General features: G+C 68.3%; 22 protein-coding genes. 18 read left to right on the top strand and 4 right to left on the bottom strand.

Features of this window, described 5'->3' with window-relative positions; genetic code table 11:
• Nucleotides 1-174 precede the first annotated feature (174 nt).
• The 5 genes from BLR21_RS20040 to BLR21_RS20055 all read left to right on the top strand — a co-directional run bounded on the left by BLR21_RS20040 (nt 175) and on the right by BLR21_RS20055 (nt 4107).
• Nucleotides 175-756 (top strand): hypothetical protein, encoded by a 582-nt coding sequence (locus BLR21_RS20040; protein WP_218130912.1) that lies wholly within the window; start codon nt 175-177, stop codon nt 754-756.
• 40 nt (nt 757-796) lie between these two features.
• Entirely contained in the window at nt 797-1150 is a 354-nt protein-coding gene (locus tag BLR21_RS20045; protein WP_256334803.1) for a hypothetical protein, read from the top strand.
• 158 nt (nt 1151-1308) lie between these two features.
• On the top strand, nt 1309-1923 hold the full coding sequence (locus tag BLR21_RS41705) for a hypothetical protein (RefSeq protein WP_143027784.1): 615 nt from the start codon (nt 1309-1311) through the stop codon (nt 1921-1923).
• Between the two features lie 188 nt (nt 1924-2111).
• Entirely contained in the window at nt 2112-2426 is a 315-nt protein-coding gene (locus BLR21_RS20050; protein WP_256334822.1) for a phage terminase small subunit P27 family, read from the top strand.
• The gene (locus BLR21_RS20055) at nt 2389-4107 is read left to right on the top strand and encodes a terminase large subunit (RefSeq protein WP_256334804.1); all 1719 of its coding nucleotides are present in this window, start codon (nt 2389-2391) and stop codon (nt 4105-4107) included. The genes BLR21_RS20050 and BLR21_RS20055 overlap by 38 nt, the downstream gene beginning before the upstream one ends.
• Here BLR21_RS20055 and BLR21_RS20060 read toward each other — a convergent pair.
• Nucleotides 4073-4666: a hypothetical protein gene (locus tag BLR21_RS20060; RefSeq protein WP_143027785.1), complete on the bottom strand. Its 594-nt coding sequence runs from the start codon at nt 4664-4666 to the stop codon at nt 4073-4075. The genes BLR21_RS20055 and BLR21_RS20060 overlap by 35 nt on opposite strands.
• Before the next feature lie 33 nt (nt 4667-4699).
• Here BLR21_RS20060 and BLR21_RS20065 point away from each other — a divergent pair, with 33 nt between their 5' ends.
• Nucleotides 4700-6244 (top strand): phage portal protein, encoded by a 1545-nt coding sequence (locus BLR21_RS20065; RefSeq protein WP_256334805.1) that lies wholly within the window; start codon nt 4700-4702, stop codon nt 6242-6244.
• 52 nt (nt 6245-6296) lie between these two features.
• Here BLR21_RS20065 and BLR21_RS20070 read toward each other — a convergent pair whose 3' ends face one another.
• Entirely contained in the window at nt 6297-6875 is a 579-nt protein-coding gene (locus BLR21_RS20070; RefSeq protein ID WP_090007347.1) for a hypothetical protein, read from the bottom strand.
• A gap of 102 nt (nt 6876-6977) precedes the next feature.
• Here BLR21_RS20070 and BLR21_RS20075 point away from each other — a divergent pair, with 102 nt between their 5' ends.
• From BLR21_RS20075 to BLR21_RS20090, 4 genes are all read left to right on the top strand, one after another.
• Nucleotides 6978-7952, top strand: a complete 975-nt coding sequence (locus BLR21_RS20075) for a VG15 protein (RefSeq protein ID WP_143027786.1) — start codon at nt 6978-6980, stop codon at nt 7950-7952.
• 52 nt (nt 7953-8004) lie between these two features.
• Nucleotides 8005-8655, top strand: a complete 651-nt coding sequence (locus tag BLR21_RS20080; protein WP_090007349.1) for a hypothetical protein — start codon at nt 8005-8007, stop codon at nt 8653-8655.
• A 193-nt stretch (nt 8656-8848) separates the two neighbouring features.
• Complete coding sequence (locus BLR21_RS20085) at nt 8849-9850, top strand: SU10 major capsid protein (protein ID WP_090007350.1); 1002 nt, start codon at nt 8849-8851, stop codon at nt 9848-9850.
• Nucleotides 9847-10029, top strand: a complete 183-nt coding sequence (locus BLR21_RS20090) for a hypothetical protein (protein WP_090007351.1) — start codon at nt 9847-9849, stop codon at nt 10027-10029. Before BLR21_RS20085 ends, BLR21_RS20090 begins: the two co-directional genes overlap by 4 nt.
• A gap of 8 nt (nt 10030-10037) precedes the next feature.
• Here the strand turns inward: BLR21_RS20090 and BLR21_RS20095 are convergent, their stop codons facing one another.
• Nucleotides 10038-10304: a hypothetical protein gene (locus BLR21_RS20095; protein WP_090007352.1), complete on the bottom strand. Its 267-nt coding sequence runs from the start codon at nt 10302-10304 to the stop codon at nt 10038-10040.
• Between the two features lie 314 nt (nt 10305-10618).
• Here BLR21_RS20095 and BLR21_RS20100 point away from each other — a divergent pair, with 314 nt between their 5' ends.
• From BLR21_RS20100 to BLR21_RS20120, 5 genes are all read left to right on the top strand, one after another.
• Complete coding sequence (locus BLR21_RS20100) at nt 10619-10981, top strand: hypothetical protein (protein WP_090007353.1); 363 nt, start codon at nt 10619-10621, stop codon at nt 10979-10981.
• A 258-nt stretch (nt 10982-11239) separates the two neighbouring features.
• Entirely contained in the window at nt 11240-11569 is a 330-nt protein-coding gene (locus BLR21_RS20105; RefSeq protein WP_143027787.1) for a hypothetical protein, read from the top strand.
• Between the two features lie 2 nt (nt 11570-11571).
• The gene (locus BLR21_RS20110; protein ID WP_090007355.1) at nt 11572-11889 is read left to right on the top strand and encodes a hypothetical protein; all 318 of its coding nucleotides are present in this window, start codon (nt 11572-11574) and stop codon (nt 11887-11889) included.
• Nucleotides 11886-12311, top strand: coding sequence for a hypothetical protein (locus tag BLR21_RS42595; protein WP_090007356.1), 426 nt, complete (start codon nt 11886-11888; stop codon nt 12309-12311). The genes BLR21_RS20110 and BLR21_RS42595 overlap by 4 nt, the downstream gene beginning before the upstream one ends.
• Nucleotides 12312-12405: 94 nt before the next feature.
• The gene (locus tag BLR21_RS20120; RefSeq protein ID WP_143027789.1) at nt 12406-13023 is read left to right on the top strand and encodes a phage tail tube protein; all 618 of its coding nucleotides are present in this window, start codon (nt 12406-12408) and stop codon (nt 13021-13023) included.
• A gap of 23 nt (nt 13024-13046) precedes the next feature.
• Here BLR21_RS20120 and BLR21_RS20125 read toward each other — a convergent pair whose 3' ends face one another.
• The gene (locus BLR21_RS20125) at nt 13047-13394 is read right to left on the bottom strand and encodes a hypothetical protein (RefSeq protein WP_090007358.1); all 348 of its coding nucleotides are present in this window, start codon (nt 13392-13394) and stop codon (nt 13047-13049) included.
• A gap of 76 nt (nt 13395-13470) precedes the next feature.
• Between BLR21_RS20125 and BLR21_RS20130 the strand changes: the two genes are divergently transcribed.
• The 3 genes from BLR21_RS20130 (at nt 13471) to BLR21_RS20140 (ending at nt 17863) form a co-directional block, all read left to right on the top strand.
• Nucleotides 13471-13746, top strand: a complete 276-nt coding sequence (locus BLR21_RS20130) for a hypothetical protein (protein ID WP_090007359.1) — start codon at nt 13471-13473, stop codon at nt 13744-13746.
• A gap of 470 nt (nt 13747-14216) precedes the next feature.
• Nucleotides 14217-17069: a phage tail protein gene (locus BLR21_RS20135; RefSeq protein WP_090007360.1), complete on the top strand. Its 2853-nt coding sequence runs from the start codon at nt 14217-14219 to the stop codon at nt 17067-17069.
• Nucleotides 17066-17863 (top strand): hypothetical protein, encoded by a 798-nt coding sequence (locus BLR21_RS20140; protein ID WP_090007361.1) that lies wholly within the window; start codon nt 17066-17068, stop codon nt 17861-17863. Before BLR21_RS20135 ends, BLR21_RS20140 begins: the two co-directional genes overlap by 4 nt.
• The last annotated feature ends 68 nt before the right edge of the window (nt 17864-17931 follow it).

Consider the following 17931-nt stretch of genomic DNA (forward strand, 5'->3'; position numbering starts at 1 on the left):
GCACCGCGCATCACGTGATGCAGCCTGCATCACGCACCTGGAGGTGACCCGCTGCCCATCGAGATCGACGGCATCGCCAGCTCGGAGCAGATCCGCGCCGAGCTCGCCGCCGACGGAAACCCGGTTCTGCTCGGCTTCAGCCGGGGCAAGGACTCGCTGGCCGCGTGGCTGGCGATGCGTGAAGCCGGGATCACCGTCGTGCCCTACCACCTGTACCTGATCCCGAACCTGCGGTTCGTCGAGGACTCCCGAAAGTTCTACGAGGACTTCTTCCAGACGCCCATTCTGAACCTGCCGCACCCCTCGCTGTACCGCTGGCTCAACGGCCTGCTCTTCCAGCCCCCGGAGCGCGCCGCGGTGATCGAGGCCGCGCAGCTCCCCGAACCGACGTATGAAGAGCTGGCCGACATGCTCCGGGAAGACCTGGGGCTCGCCGGCGTGTGGAACGCCGACGGTGTGCGCGCCGCGGACTCGCCGAACCGGCGCATGGCGATGGTCACCCACGGACCGAAGCGCGAGCAGCTGCGCAAGGTGTCGATCGTGTGGGACTGGCGCATCGCCGACGTCCGCGACGTGCTCAAGCGCCACAACTGCCCGCTACCACCCGAATACGAGTGGTTCGGCCGCTCGTTCGACGGCCTGGACTTCCGGTTCCTCGACCCGATCCGCCAGCACGCGCCCGACGACTACGAGCGGATCTTGCAGTGGTTCCCGCTCGCCGACCTGGAGGTGTTCCGCCGTAACCTCGCCGCCTGACCCCAACGCCGATCTCCTGGCACAACTCAAGTCCACCGCCGTGCTCGGCGGCCCGTCCTCGAACGCGGATCTGCTCGCGCAGCTCAACGCCGAGCCGCTGCCCGATCCCCTGGCCGACGTCGAGTACACCGGCGACCTGGCCGCCGACGCCGGCGCGGAGCTCGACGCGCTGGCGATCGGGTTCCGCGAACGCACCAAGCGCGAGGACGAACGGTTCCGTCTCGCCACGGACTCCGAGTTCTGGTTCGCCCTGTGCTTCAAGTCCCGCGACGAAAAGGATGCATTCCTCAAGGCCGCGCGCCTGATGCACATCGGAGACAAGTACCTCGACGGCCGAGCCGCCGCCGTAGTCCTCGGCGTCGACATGCCCACCACCGACATCGGAGAGGAGTGATCACCATGCGAAGCCGTATCGGCCGACTGATCGCAGGCGCCCGCCGCGCAATCTCGCGCCGCGCCGCCAGCCCCTCACGGGGCCGCAGTTCCGGCACGTAGCCACAGCTGGGGCCGTGTGTGTCACGGCCCCAGCCGTCAGTCCGTAATCTTTCGGGCATGGCCAACATCAACTGGGGCAGCGTGCCTGATTGGTTCGCAGGCAGCGGCGCGGTCCTCGCATTGTTCTTTGCCCGCCGGGCCGTGAAAGCTGCGCATGCAACAAACGAACAGCAGAATAAGCAACTCAGGCAGCTCGAAGCGGCAGAACAGCGACGCGACGACGACGAGCGACGGCGACAAGCCTCCCAGTTGGCCGTTTGGCTAGTGCGGGACGGTGATTCCGTATTGGTTCGGTTTGCGAACACCAGCAGCCAGCCTGTCTATCGATTGACGATTACTTCACCCCTCCTGACTGGTGATTTCAACCAGGTCAAGACCGTACCTGTTGTGCCTCCCACCTCTGAACCATCGACACTCCATGACACCTCCCGCGAACTCACGAGTCACCTGCAGTACCTCACCAGAGAAGTGAAGTATTTCAACGATGCCGACGGAAACCAAATAGCATCCGGAGAGTGGCGCCGCCAGGTTGCAAAAATCGTGTCCACCGCCATCGAGGAGGGCATCAACATTCACTACCTTGATTCGTCGGGAAACTGGTGGCGCCGGAATTCACACGGACAGCTACACGAAGGCGAGAAGCTCGTTATTGCGAGCCAGGAGGAAGACTAAGGCTCCAGATACGTCGGCCCCCTGACCAACGGAGGTAGGTCACGATAGGCAAGCGGGGACCTGCTGCAAAACCAACCAAACTGCGGATCCTGCACGGTGACCGCGCGGACCGGATCAATGCCGACGAACCCGAGCCGCCCGAGGAGGACGTCCGTTGCCCTGACTGGGCCTCCGACGACGCCCGTGCCATCTGGCAACGACTCGCCCCCGGCCTCGAAGACCGTGGGGTGTTGACTACGTGGGACGTGGACGCGTTCCTGGTGCTGTGTGAAGCACTGGCCCGCTACCGCTCCGCGACGCAGCTCGTGAACGGCTCGGCGCTGCTGGTGCAGGGTGGGTCGGGGCTGATGAAGAACCCGGCGTTGCAGGTGCAGGCCGAGGCCGAGCGCACCTTCTTGCAGGTCGCCGCCCGGTTCGGGCTAACGCCGTCTGATCGGCAGTCCATCAAGGTCGAGGTGGGCCGCGATGGCAACAAGGGCGGCGCGGACCGGCTCCTCTCGTAAAACTCCCAGCAGCTCGCCGAACTCGTCCCCGCGGCTTCCTGTGTGCGGCCGCGAGTTCGACGGCCGCCGCTGCCGCAAACGCGGCACCCACTTCTGTACTCCGCGCGCCGACCACGCGCAGGCCTTCGCCGAGGAAATCTGCGTCCACACCAAGGACCGATGGGCACGCAAGCCGTTCATCCTCGCGCCGTGGCAACGGGACGACATCGTCCGGCCGTTGTTCGGCGAGGTCCGCTGGGACCCTGAAGCCGCCTGCTACGTGCGGCGGTTCCGTATCGCGTGGATCGAGATCGCCCGCAAGAACGGCAAGTCCGAACTCCTGGCATTCGTCGCGCTGTACATGCTGTGCGGCGACGGCGTGGAGTCCGCGGAGATCTACGGCTGCGCCCGCGACACCGAGCAAGCCAAATTGGTGTTCAACGTCGCGGCCCGCATGGTCCGGCTCTCCCCTGTGCTGTCTCGCCGGCTGCGAGTGGTCGAGCACTCGGCGCGCATCGTGGACGAGAAGACGAACTCGGTCTACGTGGTCGTACCCTCCGACGCACTGGGCAACCTCGGCTCCAACCCGTCAGGCGTGATCTTCGACGAGGTGCTGACCCAGCCCAACGGCGACTTCTGGCACGCAATGCGCACCGGCATGGGTACCCGCCTTGAGCCGCTGCTGATCGCCGCGACCACAGCGGGCAACGACCCGACGTCGTTCGCCAAGGCCGAGCACGACGAGTGTGTGAAGATCGCCGACGACCCGGCCCGCGCACCTCACCGGTTCGTGTACCTCCGCAACCTGGCCGAGGATGCGGACCCGTGGGACGAAGCGAACTGGCACCTGGCAAACCCCGCGCTGGGCGACTTCCTCTCACTCGAGGCGCTGCGGGAAGAAGCTCTCGAAGCCCGCAATGACCCGGCCAAAGAGAACGTCTTCCGCCAGTTCAGGCTGAACCAGTGGGTGAGCCAGTCGTCCCGGTGGATGCCGATGCACCTCTACTTGCTGTGCTGCGGCACCGACTCGACGCCACCAGCCCGGCTACGCGAACTGCACGCCGGCCGCCCCGCGTGGGGCGGCCTCGACCTCGCGTCCAAGATGGACCTGACCGCGTGGTGCCTGATCGTGCCCAACGGGATCGACGGGCACGCCTCGGCGCTGTGGCGGTTCTGGCTCCCGGAAACGGCGGTCACGGCGCTGGACAAGCACACTGAGGGCAAGATCTCCCAGTGGGTCGACCGGGGCTGGATCACGGCCACCGACGGCGAGATCATCGACTACGACGTGATCGAGGACGACATCACCTCGGACACCGGTCTGGTGCGCGTCGCGGACATTTCTTACGACGAGTGGTCCGGTGAGCCCGTCCGTCAGCGTCTCGAACGCCGCACTGGCGTTCCGATGTACCCGGTTGCCCAGACCTACAAGGGCATGACCCACGGCATGACGGAACTGATGGCGCTGACCAAGTCACGCGGCTGGTCCCACCACGGCAACCCCGTCGCCGAGTTCTGCTTCGACAGCGTGGAAGTCCGCCACCCACCCGGCGAACCCGATCTCATCCGGCCGGACAAACCCGAACGCGGCAAGACCGGCAAGCGCATCGACGCTGTCCCTACGGCCGCGATGGCGGTGGGCGGCTGGAAGCTGCGTGGCGGGAAGGTCAAGAAGTCGGGACGGATGGTGGTGCTGGGATGAGAGGCAACAGCGACTGAATATCGCGCTGCGCGGCCTTTCGCAGCTCCTGGAATGTGGTGCTGCTCTCGATGAAGTGTTCTTCCGCTTCCTCCGTGAGCTCGCCTCGCTCAGCACACTCCTCCAGCACGCCGAGGTACTCCGTAACGTCGATAATCGCCTTTCTGGAGGCTGCCTCGACCTGTGGATCAGCGACCAACTCGACAACGGCAGCAGCGTCATAGACCGCCGTCACGAGAGTATCGATCTTCTGCCTGTCAGGCTCAACGGTCACTCCCGAAGCGATGTCGTGCCGCAGAGCCGACAAGTAGAGCATGAGGCCAGAAGCGGCTGTGATTACGTGAGCGTAGGCAAGCTTGCGCTCCTCGAAGAACTTCAACTCGCGATCACGTTGACGTTCGCGATGCCAGCGATCGTCCTGCGACTTCTGGTCCCGTGCCCACCGCGTGTCCTCGCGCTTAGCCAAAAGGGATCCCTGAACCCACGCTGCGATCGAAGGTGCACCAAGCGCTAGAACCGCGAGTATCACGGCCAGCCAAGCGGGAAGTTGGACGTTCGGCATGTGCCGGACGGTACATGCTGGCGTTCGCTCCTGATGGTGGTGGTCCTCCTGCACACCACCAAGTTCGAGCTGCCTCCCGATCAATGGGTGACCCGCTTGGCGCGGCTACACAACAGGCAATTGCCGGAGCTGGAGTTGCTAGACGCCTACTATGAAGGCGAACAGCCGCTGTCCTACATGCACCCCGAGCTGTTGCGGCGCTTGGACTCCCGCCTGCGCTCCGTCGTCATCAACTGGCCCCAATTGATCGTGGACAGCCTGGACGAACGCCTGGACGTAACCGGGTTCCGGCTCGGCGGCGAGGCGGCGGCCGATCGGGAGCTGTGGCACATCTGGCAGGCCAACCGGTTGGACCTGCATTCCGAGCAGGCGCATGTGGACGCGCTCGCGCTCGGCCGCTCCTACGCCATCGTCGGCAGCAACGAGAAGAACCCATCCACCCCGCTGGTGACGGTCGAGTCCCCGCTGGAGGTCCACGTTGACCTGGACCCGCGCACGCGCGAGGTCCGGGCCGCGCTGAAACGGCAGTACGAGGAGGACGGCGACGGCTACACCGAGGCCTACGCCACGCTCTACCTGCCCAATGAAACCGTCTGGTACAGCAGCGACAACGGCGGCGGCACCTGGTCGGAGATCGACCGCGACGAGCACGGCATGGGCACCGTGCCGGTGGTGCCGGTCATCAACCGGCCGCGCATCCGGCGACGTCGCACCGCGCCTCCGCGGCTCGGTCGCTCGGAGCTGATCAGCGTTCTCCCGCTGTCCGACGCGGCCTGCAAGATCGCCACGGACATGATGATCAGCGCCGAGTACCACGCGATGCCGCGCCGGTACGCACTCGGCTTCGACAAAGACGACTTCGTTGACGCGCAAGGGCGTCAGCTCACGCCGTGGGAGTCCGTGGCCGGTGTGCTGTGGGCGTCCCCGAAGTCGCCCAAGGAAGACGGCGTTGCGGTCGGCCAGTTCCCCGAAGCGAACCTCTCGAACTTCCACGACACGCTCAACACCCTGGCGCGCGTGGTGTCGTCGCTGTCCGGCCTGCCGCCGCACTACCTCGGCTACGCGACCGAGAACCCCGCGTCAGCGGACGGTATCCGCTCGTCGGAGTCGCGGCACATCAAGCGCGCGGAACGCCGACAGCGCACGTTCGGCGACTCGTGGGAACAGATCATGCGCATCGTGCTGATGGTGCGCGACGGCCGCATTCCCGCCGAAGCACTGCGGATGGAATCGCAGTGGGCCGACGCCGCCACACCCACGTTCGCCGCGCAGGCCGACGCCGCCGTCAAGCTGTACTCGGCGGACAGGCTGCTGCCGCGCCGCTTCGCTCGCCGGTCGCTCGGCTACTCCGACACCGACATCCGGGACATGGAAGCCGAGGACGCCGAGGCGTACTCGCGTGTCGCGGGTGGCGACCAGGCCGCCGAGTTCGGCCCGAAGCCCGTTCCCGAGCCACGCCGGCCGGAGCCTGCGGCCCCGTCGTTGTCGTCGCCGCGTCGTCCGGTCGGGCGGCTCGGCGGCCAGGTCCTCCCGCCACCCGCCGTGCAGTTCGAGGAGCCGGTCCTCGCCAGGAGGTAGCCGCTGGCCGTAGTTGGCCTGGCATGACTACGACATCACCGACAGCTGCGCGCTACTCGTCCTTGCCCTGACGTACCTGAGCCTCAATCCAGCGAAGTTGCGCCTCCATGCCCACGGCATGGGGAAGGGCGTCGAAGATCCATGAGTTGATCTGGACGAGGGTGTACATAATGCCCCTTGCCGTGTCGATCAGTTCGTTCAAGGTGATCGGCTGAAACGACAGATCCTTGGTGCCGCGCTTACTACGCATCAACTCAGTCTGGCCATCGAGTCCACCGGCCCATACATCATGGACGAAGCGGTTGCGCCGCTCAGACAGTCGCTTGAGTTCGCCGAGCAGGTCAAGGATCTTGGTCTTGCCCTCCGTCGTGAGATCCAGCCTGACTTCGATTAGTGCTCGACAATCCGTGATCAACTGATTCGTCATCTGCCCGGCAGCAATCACTGCGGCGTAGGGGCTACCGACCAGTGCGCAGTACAGCGTTCGAAGCTCGTGGTCAGCCTGGGAGGCCGCGCGCACAACAGCACCCAGGCCGACCAACATGCGCGCATCTTCGTCAAGATCGGGCCCGTTCAGTTGGATTCCCATCGGGACCTCGATGGTTGGCCAGTACGGCCGCTCGTCACTCATGCAGTCCAGTTTCGTTGAGACGCAGGCCAACCGGGCACGACACACCGGTGCGCCGAGCCCGCCAATCCGTTCTGACGCCGTGATCCGATGACGGTGGTGCCGTTGACCGCACCCATTACCGCTGTGGACGCCGAGTTCTACACCGCCCAGCAACGCATCGTCCGCACCACCGTCAACGAGGCACAGGCCGCCTGGCGGCAACTCGACAGCCCCGCGATCGACTCGGCCACCGCCGCCGCTCTCCGTCTGCAGGTCGTCGCGACCGTGGAGGAGGCGCAGGCCGAGGCAGCCGCGTTGGCACCGCTGTACATCGCCGCCACGCTCGCCGCGCTCGGCGCCGTGTCCAACCCGGTCGGCGCGCTCGTGTCCGCCATGTTCTCCGGGATCGCCGCCAACGGCCTGCCCTTGGCCGCCTTGGTGGACTTCGCGTTGCGCCGCTACCGGCTGGCGCTGCTCGCCGGCGTGCCCCCGTCCGAGGCGCACGCGCTCGGCCTGGCCAAGCTGCTGACCTACGTCAGCACAGAGACCGCCGACGCCGGCCGCATCGCCCGCCACACGACCGCGATCCTCGAACCCGAGCTCGCCGGATACGAACGCGTCGTGACACTGCCCGCGTGCGGGCGCTGCATCCTGCTCGCCGGACGCCTCTACACCTTCTCCACCGGCTTCCTGCGGCATCCGCGCTGTGACTGCGACATGCGGCCCGTCACCCACGACCAGTGGCACGACGACCGGCCCGGCAACAACCCACGCGACCTGTTCGACTCCATGACCACCGAGCAGCAGAACAAGGCCTTCGGCGTCGGTGACGCCGAGGCGATCCGGGCCGGTGCCGACATCTCGCGCGTGGTCAACGCCCGCCGGAAGAACGCCGTCTACGTCGCGGCCGGGCACGAGTACACCCACGACGCCACCACCGTGCGCGGTCATGGCCGTCAGCTCGGCGAGCTGGCCAAGCAAGGCGGCCAGTACAGCCGCTCCCGCGTACCGCGCCCGACCGCCGCCCAACTCGTCAACACCGTCCCCGACCGCGCCGAGCTGATCCGTCAGCTCCGCAGGTTCGGCTACCTGCGCTGACCTGAGGGTTTCCTGTTTCCTTCTCGCCCCGGAAAGGGGGTTTCTCCTCCCGTTGTCCCAGCCGACCAACTCACCCGCCACCCCTGCCGAGAACCCGCCCAACGCCCCCGCACAGGCCTCGGCCGCCCCGCCAGTCCAGCCACCAGCCCCCGTCACCGAGCCGCCCGCCGACACGTCCACCCCGGACTACAAGGCGCTCTACGAGCAGGCACAGACGAAGCTGGCCAAGGCCGAGACCACGGCGCGGGAGCACCGCGACAAGGCCAAGCGGCTGGACGAGATCGAGGCCTCCCAGCAGAGCGAGACCGAACGCGCCACCGCCCGCGCCACGGCGATGGAACAGCAGTTCGCCACGATGCGCCGCACCGCCGTGGATGCGGAGATCCGCGCCGCCGCGACCGGCTGGGCCGACCCGTCTGACGCGCCGCGCTACCTCGACGACCGCGACCGCTACCTCACCGAGGACGGCACCGTCGACACCGCCGCCATCGCAGCGGACCTCGCCGCGGTCCTCACGCAGCGCCCGCACCTCGCCCGCGTCGACGGCCCACGACGACCGGCTCCCGACCCGTCACAGGGCCAGCGCAACGGCCCGTCCGGTGTCGCGGAGCAGATCCGCGACGCCGAGGCCCGAGGCGACTGGGCAACGGCCATCTCCCTGAAGAACCAGCGGCTCGCCGCGATGGCGCGCGAGCAGCGCTGACCTGGCACAACTTCCCCTATTCACCGTGAATACTCGGCACCGCCTGACGGCGACTCTCGCGCACACGCGCACGTAGGGACGGGCGGCCGAGAACACCCACAACCACATACTCGCGATGCCGCCCGCTCTCCTGCGCTGCGGCAGGTCCCCGGACGGTGGCACGCCGAGGAATCCCCTACACCCCAAGGATTCCATGCCTGGCATTGCTGCCATCGCGAACACCTACAACAGTCCGAACTACGTCGGCGAGCTCTTCGCCCTCACCCCCTCCGACACGCCGTTTCTGTCCAGCATCGGCGGCCTGACCGGCGGCAAGCGCGCGAACGGCGTCGTGCACACCTGGTCGGTGTACGACCTGCGCCCACCGGACGCCAACCGCCAGCGCCTCGAAGGCGGAGACGCCCCGGCCGCAGAGACCCGCGTCCGTGGCCAGGACCGCAACGTCCTGGAAATCCACCAGGAAACGGTGGGCGTCTCCTACACCCGGCAGGCATCCCAGAACATGTTCGCCGGCACGGGCTCGGCGAACCCGAACGCCGCGAGCATCGGCGGCACGAACGCCGTCCTCAACGAGATGGACTGGCAGACCCGCCAGGCCCTCGTCCAGATCGGCCGTGACGTCGAACTCGGCTTCATCACGGGCAAGTTCCAGGAGCCCACCGACAACAGCACGGTGCGCAAGACGCGCGGCATCCTGGAGGCCACCAAGACCAACGTCATCACCAACGCCACCGCCAAGGCTTTGACCGAGGCGATTATCCTCGACCTGTTGCAGAAGGTCTGGGAGAACGGCGGCATCCAGGTCAGCGAGACCGCCACGTTGATGTGTGCTGCGTGGCAGAAGCGTCAGCTCACCAACGAGTTCGTCACGAAGAAGAATTATCAGGAGCAGAGCCGCAATGTCGGCGGCGTGTCCGTCTCCACGATCGAGACGGACTTCGGACGCCTCAACATCATGTTGAACCGCTACATGCCCGCCGACACCGTGCAAGTGGTCAGCCTCGACCAGTGCGCCCCCGTGCTCCTCGAAACGCCCGGCAAGGGCTTCCTGTTCTCCGAACCGTTGGCGCGCACCGGTTCCACCGACAAGGCGCAGATCTACGGAGAGATCAGCTTGGAGTACGGACCGGAGATCGCGCACGGCAAGATCACCGGCCTGACCACCACGGCCCCGGCCGGAGGTGGTGGCGCATGAGGTTCACATCCAGCGTCTACAAGCAACTCGTCGTGCACGACCTCGGCGTCACCTTCGTCGACGGCGAGGCCGAGGTCACCGACAAGGCCACCGCCGACCTGCTGCGCGGACTGCCCGCAGAGCTTGGCGTGCGCGCGGTCGGCGGTCGCCCCCCGAGGGAATCGACCAACGAATCCTGAACAGCTCGTCACTTTCGGCGAAACAGCGCCTTCACCAGTTCAGCCAGATGGAGAAGGCCCTCGGTCTTCCCGGTTTTGCGCACGATGTACCAACCGAGCGCGAGCGCGACGAGACCGAGGATGCCGAAGGTGATCGCGGCGGCGGTCAACGAGTCAGCGAGTGCAGCAGGCACGACAACTCCGAAGGTCAGTCCGTCGGTCCCGATTCCGGCAGACGCTTCGGCGGTGTGGCCGCTCTTCTCGTTGGGGTGTTCGCCAGCGGGTAACCGGGTCACTAGGACACCTATCGTGGCTACCGCCTCCGCGTTCTTCAGAGAACCAGACCCACCCCGTTGATCGGGCAACGGTAGGGCCTTTTCGCAGCTGAAGAACCGGTCGAACGAGGTTTGGTCACACTAACGGTCTCGTCCGTCTGGCTACGGCCTCGCGGCCATACAGCAGCCTCCACAACCGGGGATACTGCTGCGCGGACAAAGAGACTTGCCCCTACGGGCCTGTCTCTGCGCACCGCCCGAAAGCGATGCTTCCACGTCCAGCATACAGCCAGATCCGCCAGACCTCACCAAAGGCCGTTCCGAGGAGGTGGTTGATGCCCTCGCCACCTCCAGAGGCGCTGGCCACCGTTGACGACGTCCAGGCCCGCACCGAGCAGGAGTTCACACCCGCCGAGCGCGCCCGCGTCACGATCCTGTGCACGGACGCCTCGGCGATGGCGCGCACCCTCGTTCCCTCGATGACCGACCCACCGCCCGCCACGGCGGTCGGGGTGGTCAGCGCCGCCGTCCTGCGCGCACTCGCAACCCCGCCCGAGGGGCTGAAGGACGAGGCGATCGGCGGGCACGCCCGCACGCTCGCCCACGATGGCGGCGGCCTGTACTTCACCGCCGATGAGCTGAAACTCCTGCGTCCACCCGTCCCGGTGCCGCGCGGGGCGTTCTCGATCTGGACGTAAAGGCTGCCGTTGCCCAGGCCGTCACGCCGGCGGCGGCACCCCGCCACACCACGGCGGCGATCAGCGGCCACCACGCCGACTCGGTGACGGCGAGCAGCACATTGCCTACCGCGCAGGACAGCAACACGAGCACCGACACCACGAGCACCGCGCGTGCTCTACCGCTCGTCATATCCCGCCCGGTCATGCATGTCCTCGCCTTCCCCCTGGTCCCCGTGCATCGCCCGCCGACCTGCGCTGTTACCGAAGGAGGTGAGGGTGCAGCTCCCTCACATCGTCACACTCGTTGACCCCTTGGAGGTCGAAGACCAATACGGAAACCCCTCCCCCGCACAGGACTACGGCCCTGGCGCACCCCGTCGCGACGTGCGCGGCTACATGCAGCCCCACACCTCCACCGAACCGGTGGAGACCGGCCGCCAGCCCGTGATCACGCGCTGGCGGCTGTTCACCTACGACCAGGTCGGCCCGCGCGAGCAGGTCGAGTGGCGCGGCCGGACCTTCCGCGTCGACGGCACGCCGGAGATGTGGGAACCGGCGTTCGGCCGGACCCGGTTCTGGGTGCGGCTCGTGGAAGTGGAGGGCTGACCATGCGAGCGTTCACCGGCTTCCGCGTCGACCGTGACGGCGTCGCCGAAATCCTCCAGTCGCCTGAACTGGCCGCGCACCTCAAGGCCCTGGCCGAGGAGGTCGCGACCGGCGCCCGCTCGCAGGGGCACCGGGTCACCTCCGGCGACCTGCTGCCCGTCGACGTCCTGCACGACCCCGCACCCGATCGCGTCGCCTACACCGTGGCGGTCAAGCACCCGGCAGGGATGGGCATGGAGGCCAAGCACGGCGTCCTGACCCGCGCGGCCGAAGCGCTCGGCCTGGACGTGCACGGCATCGACACCCGCCGCGACACATGACCGGCCCGATTCCCGTCCCCGTCGACGCGGTGGAACTCGTCCTCGCGGTGCTGCGCCCGCTGCTGGCCGCCCGCCCCGAACCCGTCCTGTCCGGGCTGAAGGTCGGCACCGAGACCGGCCACGGCCAGCAGGGTGGGCCGCCGTCGCTGCCGTGGCTGCGCCTCACCGAGGAAGGCCACACCTGGCGGTGGCCCGCCGTGCAACGCGTCGTGATCCGGCTGACCTGCTGGCACCGCACCGACCACGACGCCAAGGCCGCGGCCGGTCTCGCCCTCGCCGTGCTGTGTTCCCTGCGCGGTACGCGCGGCGTTCTCGACGTCGAGCCGATCGTGGGTCCGATCGCCGCACCGGACCCGCACACCCGCAAGCCGCTCGCGACCGCCACGGCCGCTGTCCGTATCCGGACACCTGCCCGCCCCTGACTCGTCCGCTACGGAGGCCGCCGCCGTAACTCGAGACGATTCCCGCGAGTACGTACCGGGGGCCTCCTGCCCGCATCCCCGGAGGCACTCCCGCTTGAGCCTGCACCCGACCCTTGTCCGAGTCCCCGGAACCGGGGAACTGTCCCTCGCCCCACCCGGCGCACCCGAACCACCCGACGCCACCGCCGCACTGCCCGCCGCCTGGACCGGCCTCGGCCTGTCCACAGAAGACGGTGTGACGGTCAAGCGGACGATCGAGAAGTCCGGTACCACGCACTGGCAGCAGATCACCCCCGCGCGCTACATCTACACCTCCCAGGAACTTACGGTTGCCAGCGTGTTTCAGGAGTCCAAGGGCGCGGTGCTCGGCGTCTACTTCGGCGGCATGACTTTCGCCGAGGTCGGCACCGGCAGCAAGAAGTACCGGGCCGAGATCAGCTCTGTCCCCAAGGGTGATGAGCGCGCGTTGTGCGTGGACTGGACCGACCAGATCAGCGCCACCGAGATCTACCACCACCGGCTCTACGTGCCCCGCGTCGAGGTCTCCGAGACCGCCGACGCCCAGTGGACCCGCACCCAAGAAGCCCGCTGGGGCCTTACGTTCGCGGCGCTCTCGCCCGCCTCGGGGACCACGCTCGCGGTATGGCTGACCGATGACCCCGCCGTCCTGCTCGCGACTCCCACAGTCACCGCGTCCAAGACCGTGAGCTGATCCGAAGCGGTCACGTGGACTCTCTACGTTCGCCGGGTCGGCAGATCCAGCTCAGTCGCCGCCATCACCACCAGCGGCTCCCATACCCGAAACAGGCGAATCATCGCTTCCTCTGTGTCCCCGCTGTGTGCGAACGCCACCGCGTCGCGCAGTTCCGCGACCAACTCCGGGTGCAGGCCACGCAACCAGGGCTCCACCGCAGTGATCAGGATCGCGGCACGGTCCCACGCGGTGAGCTCCGCCCGAGGCACGCAGTAGGGATCGGCATGGGGCGCGCACGCCTCATCGTTGATCAGCGCCGCCAGCACGTCACACACGGCGGTTTGCAGAACCCATGCCGCCGTGCACTCGTCTTCCAGCGGAGTTGCCATCTCCGCAGCCTAACGAGCCACCACGTGGCGGGCTGCGTGACGCGTCGTCTCACCATGACATTGAAGGAGATCACTTGTGAGCAACCGCCAACGCCGTGAGGCAAACGGCCAGCCCGCGACGGCGACCAGGTCAGCGGTGATATGGCGGGGCAAGCGGTTCGGCCTGCCCGCCCCACAGGACTACCCGCTCGACGCGATCGAGGCCGAGGAACAGGGCCACACCCTGACCGCCCTGCGGCTCATCCTCGGTGAGGACCAGTACTCCACGTTCCGGGAGCTGGCCAAGACCACAGGCGATGCGGACGACTTCAGCAAGGCGATCATGCGGGAGCTGGGGCGGGGAAACCGGTAGTCGTCGGCCGCCTGCTGGCCGACGACACCACCGCCGAAGCCCTCGAAACCGACCTACTCCGGTACGGGGTCGACCTGCTCGACCTCTACCGGGGAACCCTGTCCTACCGACGCGTATGCGCGCTCGTCGCCAACCTCCCCGAGGACGCGGCCGTCTGGCGCTCGGCGGGGACCGACGCCGGCTGGACTCGCGCGGATCTCGCGCTGGCCGCGCTGGAACGCCGGGTCACGCTGCTGTGGGCCACGGTCGCCACTGCGCTCGGGCACAAGGTCACCGACACCGACGTTGTCGGCCCGTTCGACCAGCCCGCCACCTCCACCGCCACGGCGGCCGGAGGAGGTGAACCAGCCACCGAACCGACGACCATGCGCGAGATCGCGCTGTGGATGCGTGGCGGGTGATCGCCCCTGACCTACGTCGGCCACACCTACCTCAAGGTTCTGCCCAGCCTCGTCGGCCTCGGCGCGGCCGTGAAGAAGGCCATCAACGAGGAAGAGCGCGGCGCACCGAACATCAGCCTCGGCGCGCAGATCCAGACCGCGCTGGCCCGCGCGCAGCTCCAGCAGCTCGCCGCCCAGGGCGACCAGACCGCCATGCGGCTGCTCGCCCAGCTCGACACCCTGCCCGCCGAACGCGAAGCCAACGCCCTGCGCGAACGCCAGAGCCGCAAGGCGATCCAGATTCGCGCGGTCCTGGACCGCTCGTTCACCACGAGCCTTGCCGGGCTCGGGCAGCTCGACCGAGCACTCACCGGAACCACCGCCTCCATCGTCGGCAACACCGCCAGCGTCGGCGCGGCCACCCTGAAGTACGGGGCGTTCGCCGCTGCCCTGGCGCAGGCCATCAGCCTCACGGGCGGCCTGGGCGCGGCAGCGGCCACCGCGTCGGGCTCGCTGCTGGTACTCCCGGCCGTGGGCATCGCCGCGGCGATCGCGGTCCGCACGCTCAAGCTCGGCGTGGAAGGGCTGTCCGAGGCGTTCGACGCGGAGTCTGCGGAGGACTACGCCAAGGCGGTCAAGGACTTCCCGCCCGCGATGCGCGAGACCACCGACGCCGTGCGGGCGTTGCGGCCGCAACTCGACGGCCTCCAGCTCGACATCCGAGCCAGGTTGTTCGAGGGGCTTGGAAAGGAGGTCGAGCAGCTCGGCGGCACCTACCTGCCGGTGCTGCGCGGCGGCCTGGCCGACGTCGCCGGAGGCTTCAACCAGGCCGCCCGCAACGCCGCGACGTTCGCCCGCGACGGCCGCACCGTCGACGACGTCCGGCTGATCCTCGACCAGACCGGCCAGTCCGTCCGCGCCCTGTCCGGCGGGGCCGCGCCGCTGCTCCAGATCATCCGGGACCTGGCGGCGGTCGGCTCCGAGTTCCTGCCCGGCTTCGCGTCCGGTTTTGCTGACGGTGCAACGAGTCTGGCCGACTTCGTCAGCCGGGCTCGGGAAACCGGGCAGCTTCACGAGTGGATGAGCGCCGGGCTGTCTGCGGTCGGCGACTTCGTGACCACGATCGGGAATCTGGCCCGGATCGTGTTCACGATCTTCGGGGCCGCGAACACCCACGGCGCAAGCCTGTTCGCCACCCTGTCCGCCCTGACCGGGTCCATGCTCACGTTCCTCCGCTCTGCGGAAGGAACCGTTGCCCTGCAACAGTTCTTCGGCGGCCTGCACGCTGCCGCCTCGGGCCTGCTCACGCTGCTGGAGGCCGTAGGCCGCGCGTTCGCCTCCGACACGATCCCCGCTGTCGGCCAGCTCGGCACGAGCCTCGGGCAGGCCTTCACCATCCTGGCCGCCGGGGCGAAGCCTGCGGCCGAGATCCTGGGCGTGCTCGCACCTCTGGCGGGGGTCGCTGCTCAGGCGCTCGCCTCCGTGCTCGTGCCGGCATTGGGCGCCGTCTCCGGCATCGTCGCCGAGCTCGCGCCCGTCGTCGGCGAGCTCGTGCAGGAGCTCGTCGGCGGCGCGCTTGCCGACGGCATCCGCGAACTGACCCCTGACCTGCTCGAACTCGCCCGTGCGGCCAAGCCGTTGATCTCCGCTGTCGGTCAACTGCTGGTCCAGGCGCTCCGCGCGGCCGTGCCCGCCCTGTCGGCGCTGCTCGGTGCGTTGACCCCGATCGCTACCGAGCTGGGCGGCGCGTTCGTGCAGGCGATCGAGGCCGCGCTACCGCTCGTCACGATCCTGGCCGAGATCTTCTCGGACGTCCTGTTGGCTGCCTGGGAGCAGGCCCGGCCCGTCCTGCCTGTGCTGGTCGAGTCGATCCGTCAGCTCGTGACCGCCCTCGACCTGTCGGCCGCCACGCCGTCGCTGGTCGAAACCGGAATGCTGCTGGGCAAGATCCTGGCCGAGGCGCTGCGCAACCTCGTTCCGCTGATCCCGCCGCTCGCCGCCGCGTGGATTCAGTTCTGGTCCGAGGGCCTGTTGCCGATGACGCCGCTGTTGCTGCGCATCGTCTCCGAGCTGCTGCCCGAGCTGCTCCCGCTGCTCGGCGAACTCGTGCCCGTGATCACGCAAGCCTTGATGATCATGACCGTCTGGAACGCGGCACTGCTGAAGCTGGCCGCGCTGTTCGTCGAGCACGTGATCCCCGTGCTGAAGCTGTTCATCAACGACGGCGTGAAACCGGTCTTCCGCAACGCGCTGGAGATCATCTCCGCCGCGCTCGCGCTCATCCAGGGCGTGATCAACACTGGCCTCGCGCTGCTGTCGGGCGACTGGTCGCGGGCCTGGCGCGGCGTGCAGGACATCGCGTCGGCCGCCTGGCGGCTGCTGGCCTCCGGAGCGGAACTCGGAATCCGTTCCCTGCTCGGGTTCTTCGGTGGCCTGCCCGGACAGATCCTGTCCAGCTTCGGCAACGTCGGCTCCCTGCTGCTGGAGGCCGGAAAGAACCTGATTCGCGGCTTCCTGCGCGGCATCGAGTCCATGATCAGCGCCGTGCGCGCCAAGCTGCGTGAGCTGACCAACCTGTTGCCCGACTGGAAGGGGCCGCCCGAGCGAGACGCGAAGCTGTTGCGCGCCAACGGTGTGCTCATCATGCGCTCGCTCGTGGACGGTTTCGAGGACGAGGAACCGGCTGTGCGCCGCTACCTCACCGACCTGACCGACCGCATCCCCGCCGCCACGCTCGCCGTCGAGACCGGACCCGTTGCCGCGCAACGACTCGCCGCCCAGGCCACTGCCACGGCCGGCCGAGACGACTCCTCCGGTACGGATCTCGCCGCGCTGGTCGAGGCGATCGAACGCCTTGCCGCACGGCCCGTTGTGGTGCAGGTCGGCGCAACCGAGATCGCCCGCGCCACCGCCGAAGGCCAGCACGCACTGTCTCGGAGGTGACGCCGTTGGCCTCGTTGTGGATCGGCCCGCTCGGAGGACTGCGCGAGGTCCGCGACGCGGCCACCGACCTGGACCGCTCCATCAGCCTGGGCGTCCAGGAGTTCGCGGCGTTGTCGGGCGGGATCACCACCACCCGCCTGGCAACGCCACCCCGCCGCCTCGCACTGTCCTGGTCCGCGATGGCTCCGGCCGAAGCCGGGTGGGTGGAGGCGCTGGCGCGCGGCGTGTTCGGTCCCGGCCCGCTGGCCGTGATCGACCCCGCCGCCCGCAACCTGCTCGATGGCGGGCAGTCGCAGGGCTACGGGCCGCGCGCGGCCTACCTGATGTCCGGGTGGGGCACGCTCACCGAGCGGGCCGACCGGGTCATCACCGTCACCGACCCACGCGACAACGACGGCATCTGGCTCCTGCACCCGCACTGGTTCGGCTGGCCCGTCGCCCCCGGCCTGCCCGTCCACATGGCCACCAGCCTGCCCGACGTGCGCTGCGCCTTCACGTTCTACACAGCCGATCAAAGCTTCGTCGGCGAAGCCGGACCATCCTCACTGCTGACCGCCGTCCCACCCGCCGGGGCCGTGTTCGTCCTGCCGCGCCTCATCCTGCGCGCCTGGACCGGCACGAAACCCCTCGGTCCGGCGCTGCTGCGCATGGGCGACCCCGTCACCGCCGACGAGGTCGGCACCCTCGGCGACGGCTGCCCCGCCATGACCGTCACCGGCTACACCGACAAGGCCCGGCCACCACACCGCGACCTGTCCCTGACCCTCGTGGAGGTGCGCCGTACTCCCCGCTAGCCCGCAACTCACCACCGCCCTGCAGAACGCCGAGCGCACCAACACCAGCCTGACCCGGCTCGCCGGAC

This window comes from Lentzea albidocapillata subsp. violacea (assembly GCF_900100275.1).
In the GTDB taxonomy this organism is placed as follows: domain Bacteria; phylum Actinomycetota; class Actinomycetes; order Mycobacteriales; family Pseudonocardiaceae; genus Lentzea; species Lentzea violacea.

What these genes read in the sequence shown, in the direction of transcription:
- BLR21_RS20070 (WP_090007347.1), bottom strand. Translation starts at nt 6,875, where the DNA reads ATGAGTGACGAGCGGCCGTACTGGCCAACCATCGAGGTCCCGATGGGA.
- BLR21_RS20040 (WP_218130912.1), top strand. Translation starts at nt 175, where the DNA reads ATGCGTGAAGCCGGGATCACCGTCGTGCCCTACCACCTGTACCTGATC.
- BLR21_RS20065 (WP_256334805.1), top strand. Translation starts at nt 4,700, where the DNA reads ATGGTGGTGGTCCTCCTGCACACCACCAAGTTCGAGCTGCCTCCCGAT.
- BLR21_RS20125 (WP_090007358.1), bottom strand. Translation starts at nt 13,394, where the DNA reads ATGGCAACTCCGCTGGAAGACGAGTGCACGGCGGCATGGGTTCTGCAA.
- BLR21_RS20085 (WP_090007350.1), top strand. Translation starts at nt 8,849, where the DNA reads ATGCCTGGCATTGCTGCCATCGCGAACACCTACAACAGTCCGAACTAC.
- BLR21_RS20110 (WP_090007355.1), top strand. Translation starts at nt 11,572, where the DNA reads ATGCGAGCGTTCACCGGCTTCCGCGTCGACCGTGACGGCGTCGCCGAA.
- BLR21_RS20100 (WP_090007353.1), top strand. Translation starts at nt 10,619, where the DNA reads ATGCCCTCGCCACCTCCAGAGGCGCTGGCCACCGTTGACGACGTCCAG.
- BLR21_RS20060 (WP_143027785.1), bottom strand. Translation starts at nt 4,666, where the DNA reads ATGCCGAACGTCCAACTTCCCGCTTGGCTGGCCGTGATACTCGCGGTT.
- BLR21_RS42595 (WP_090007356.1), top strand. Translation starts at nt 11,886, where the DNA reads ATGACCGGCCCGATTCCCGTCCCCGTCGACGCGGTGGAACTCGTCCTC.
- BLR21_RS20090 (WP_090007351.1), top strand. Translation starts at nt 9,847, where the DNA reads ATGAGGTTCACATCCAGCGTCTACAAGCAACTCGTCGTGCACGACCTC.
- BLR21_RS41705 (WP_143027784.1), top strand. Translation starts at nt 1,309, where the DNA reads ATGGCCAACATCAACTGGGGCAGCGTGCCTGATTGGTTCGCAGGCAGC.
- BLR21_RS20055 (WP_256334804.1), top strand. Translation starts at nt 2,389, where the DNA reads ATGGCAACAAGGGCGGCGCGGACCGGCTCCTCTCGTAAAACTCCCAGC.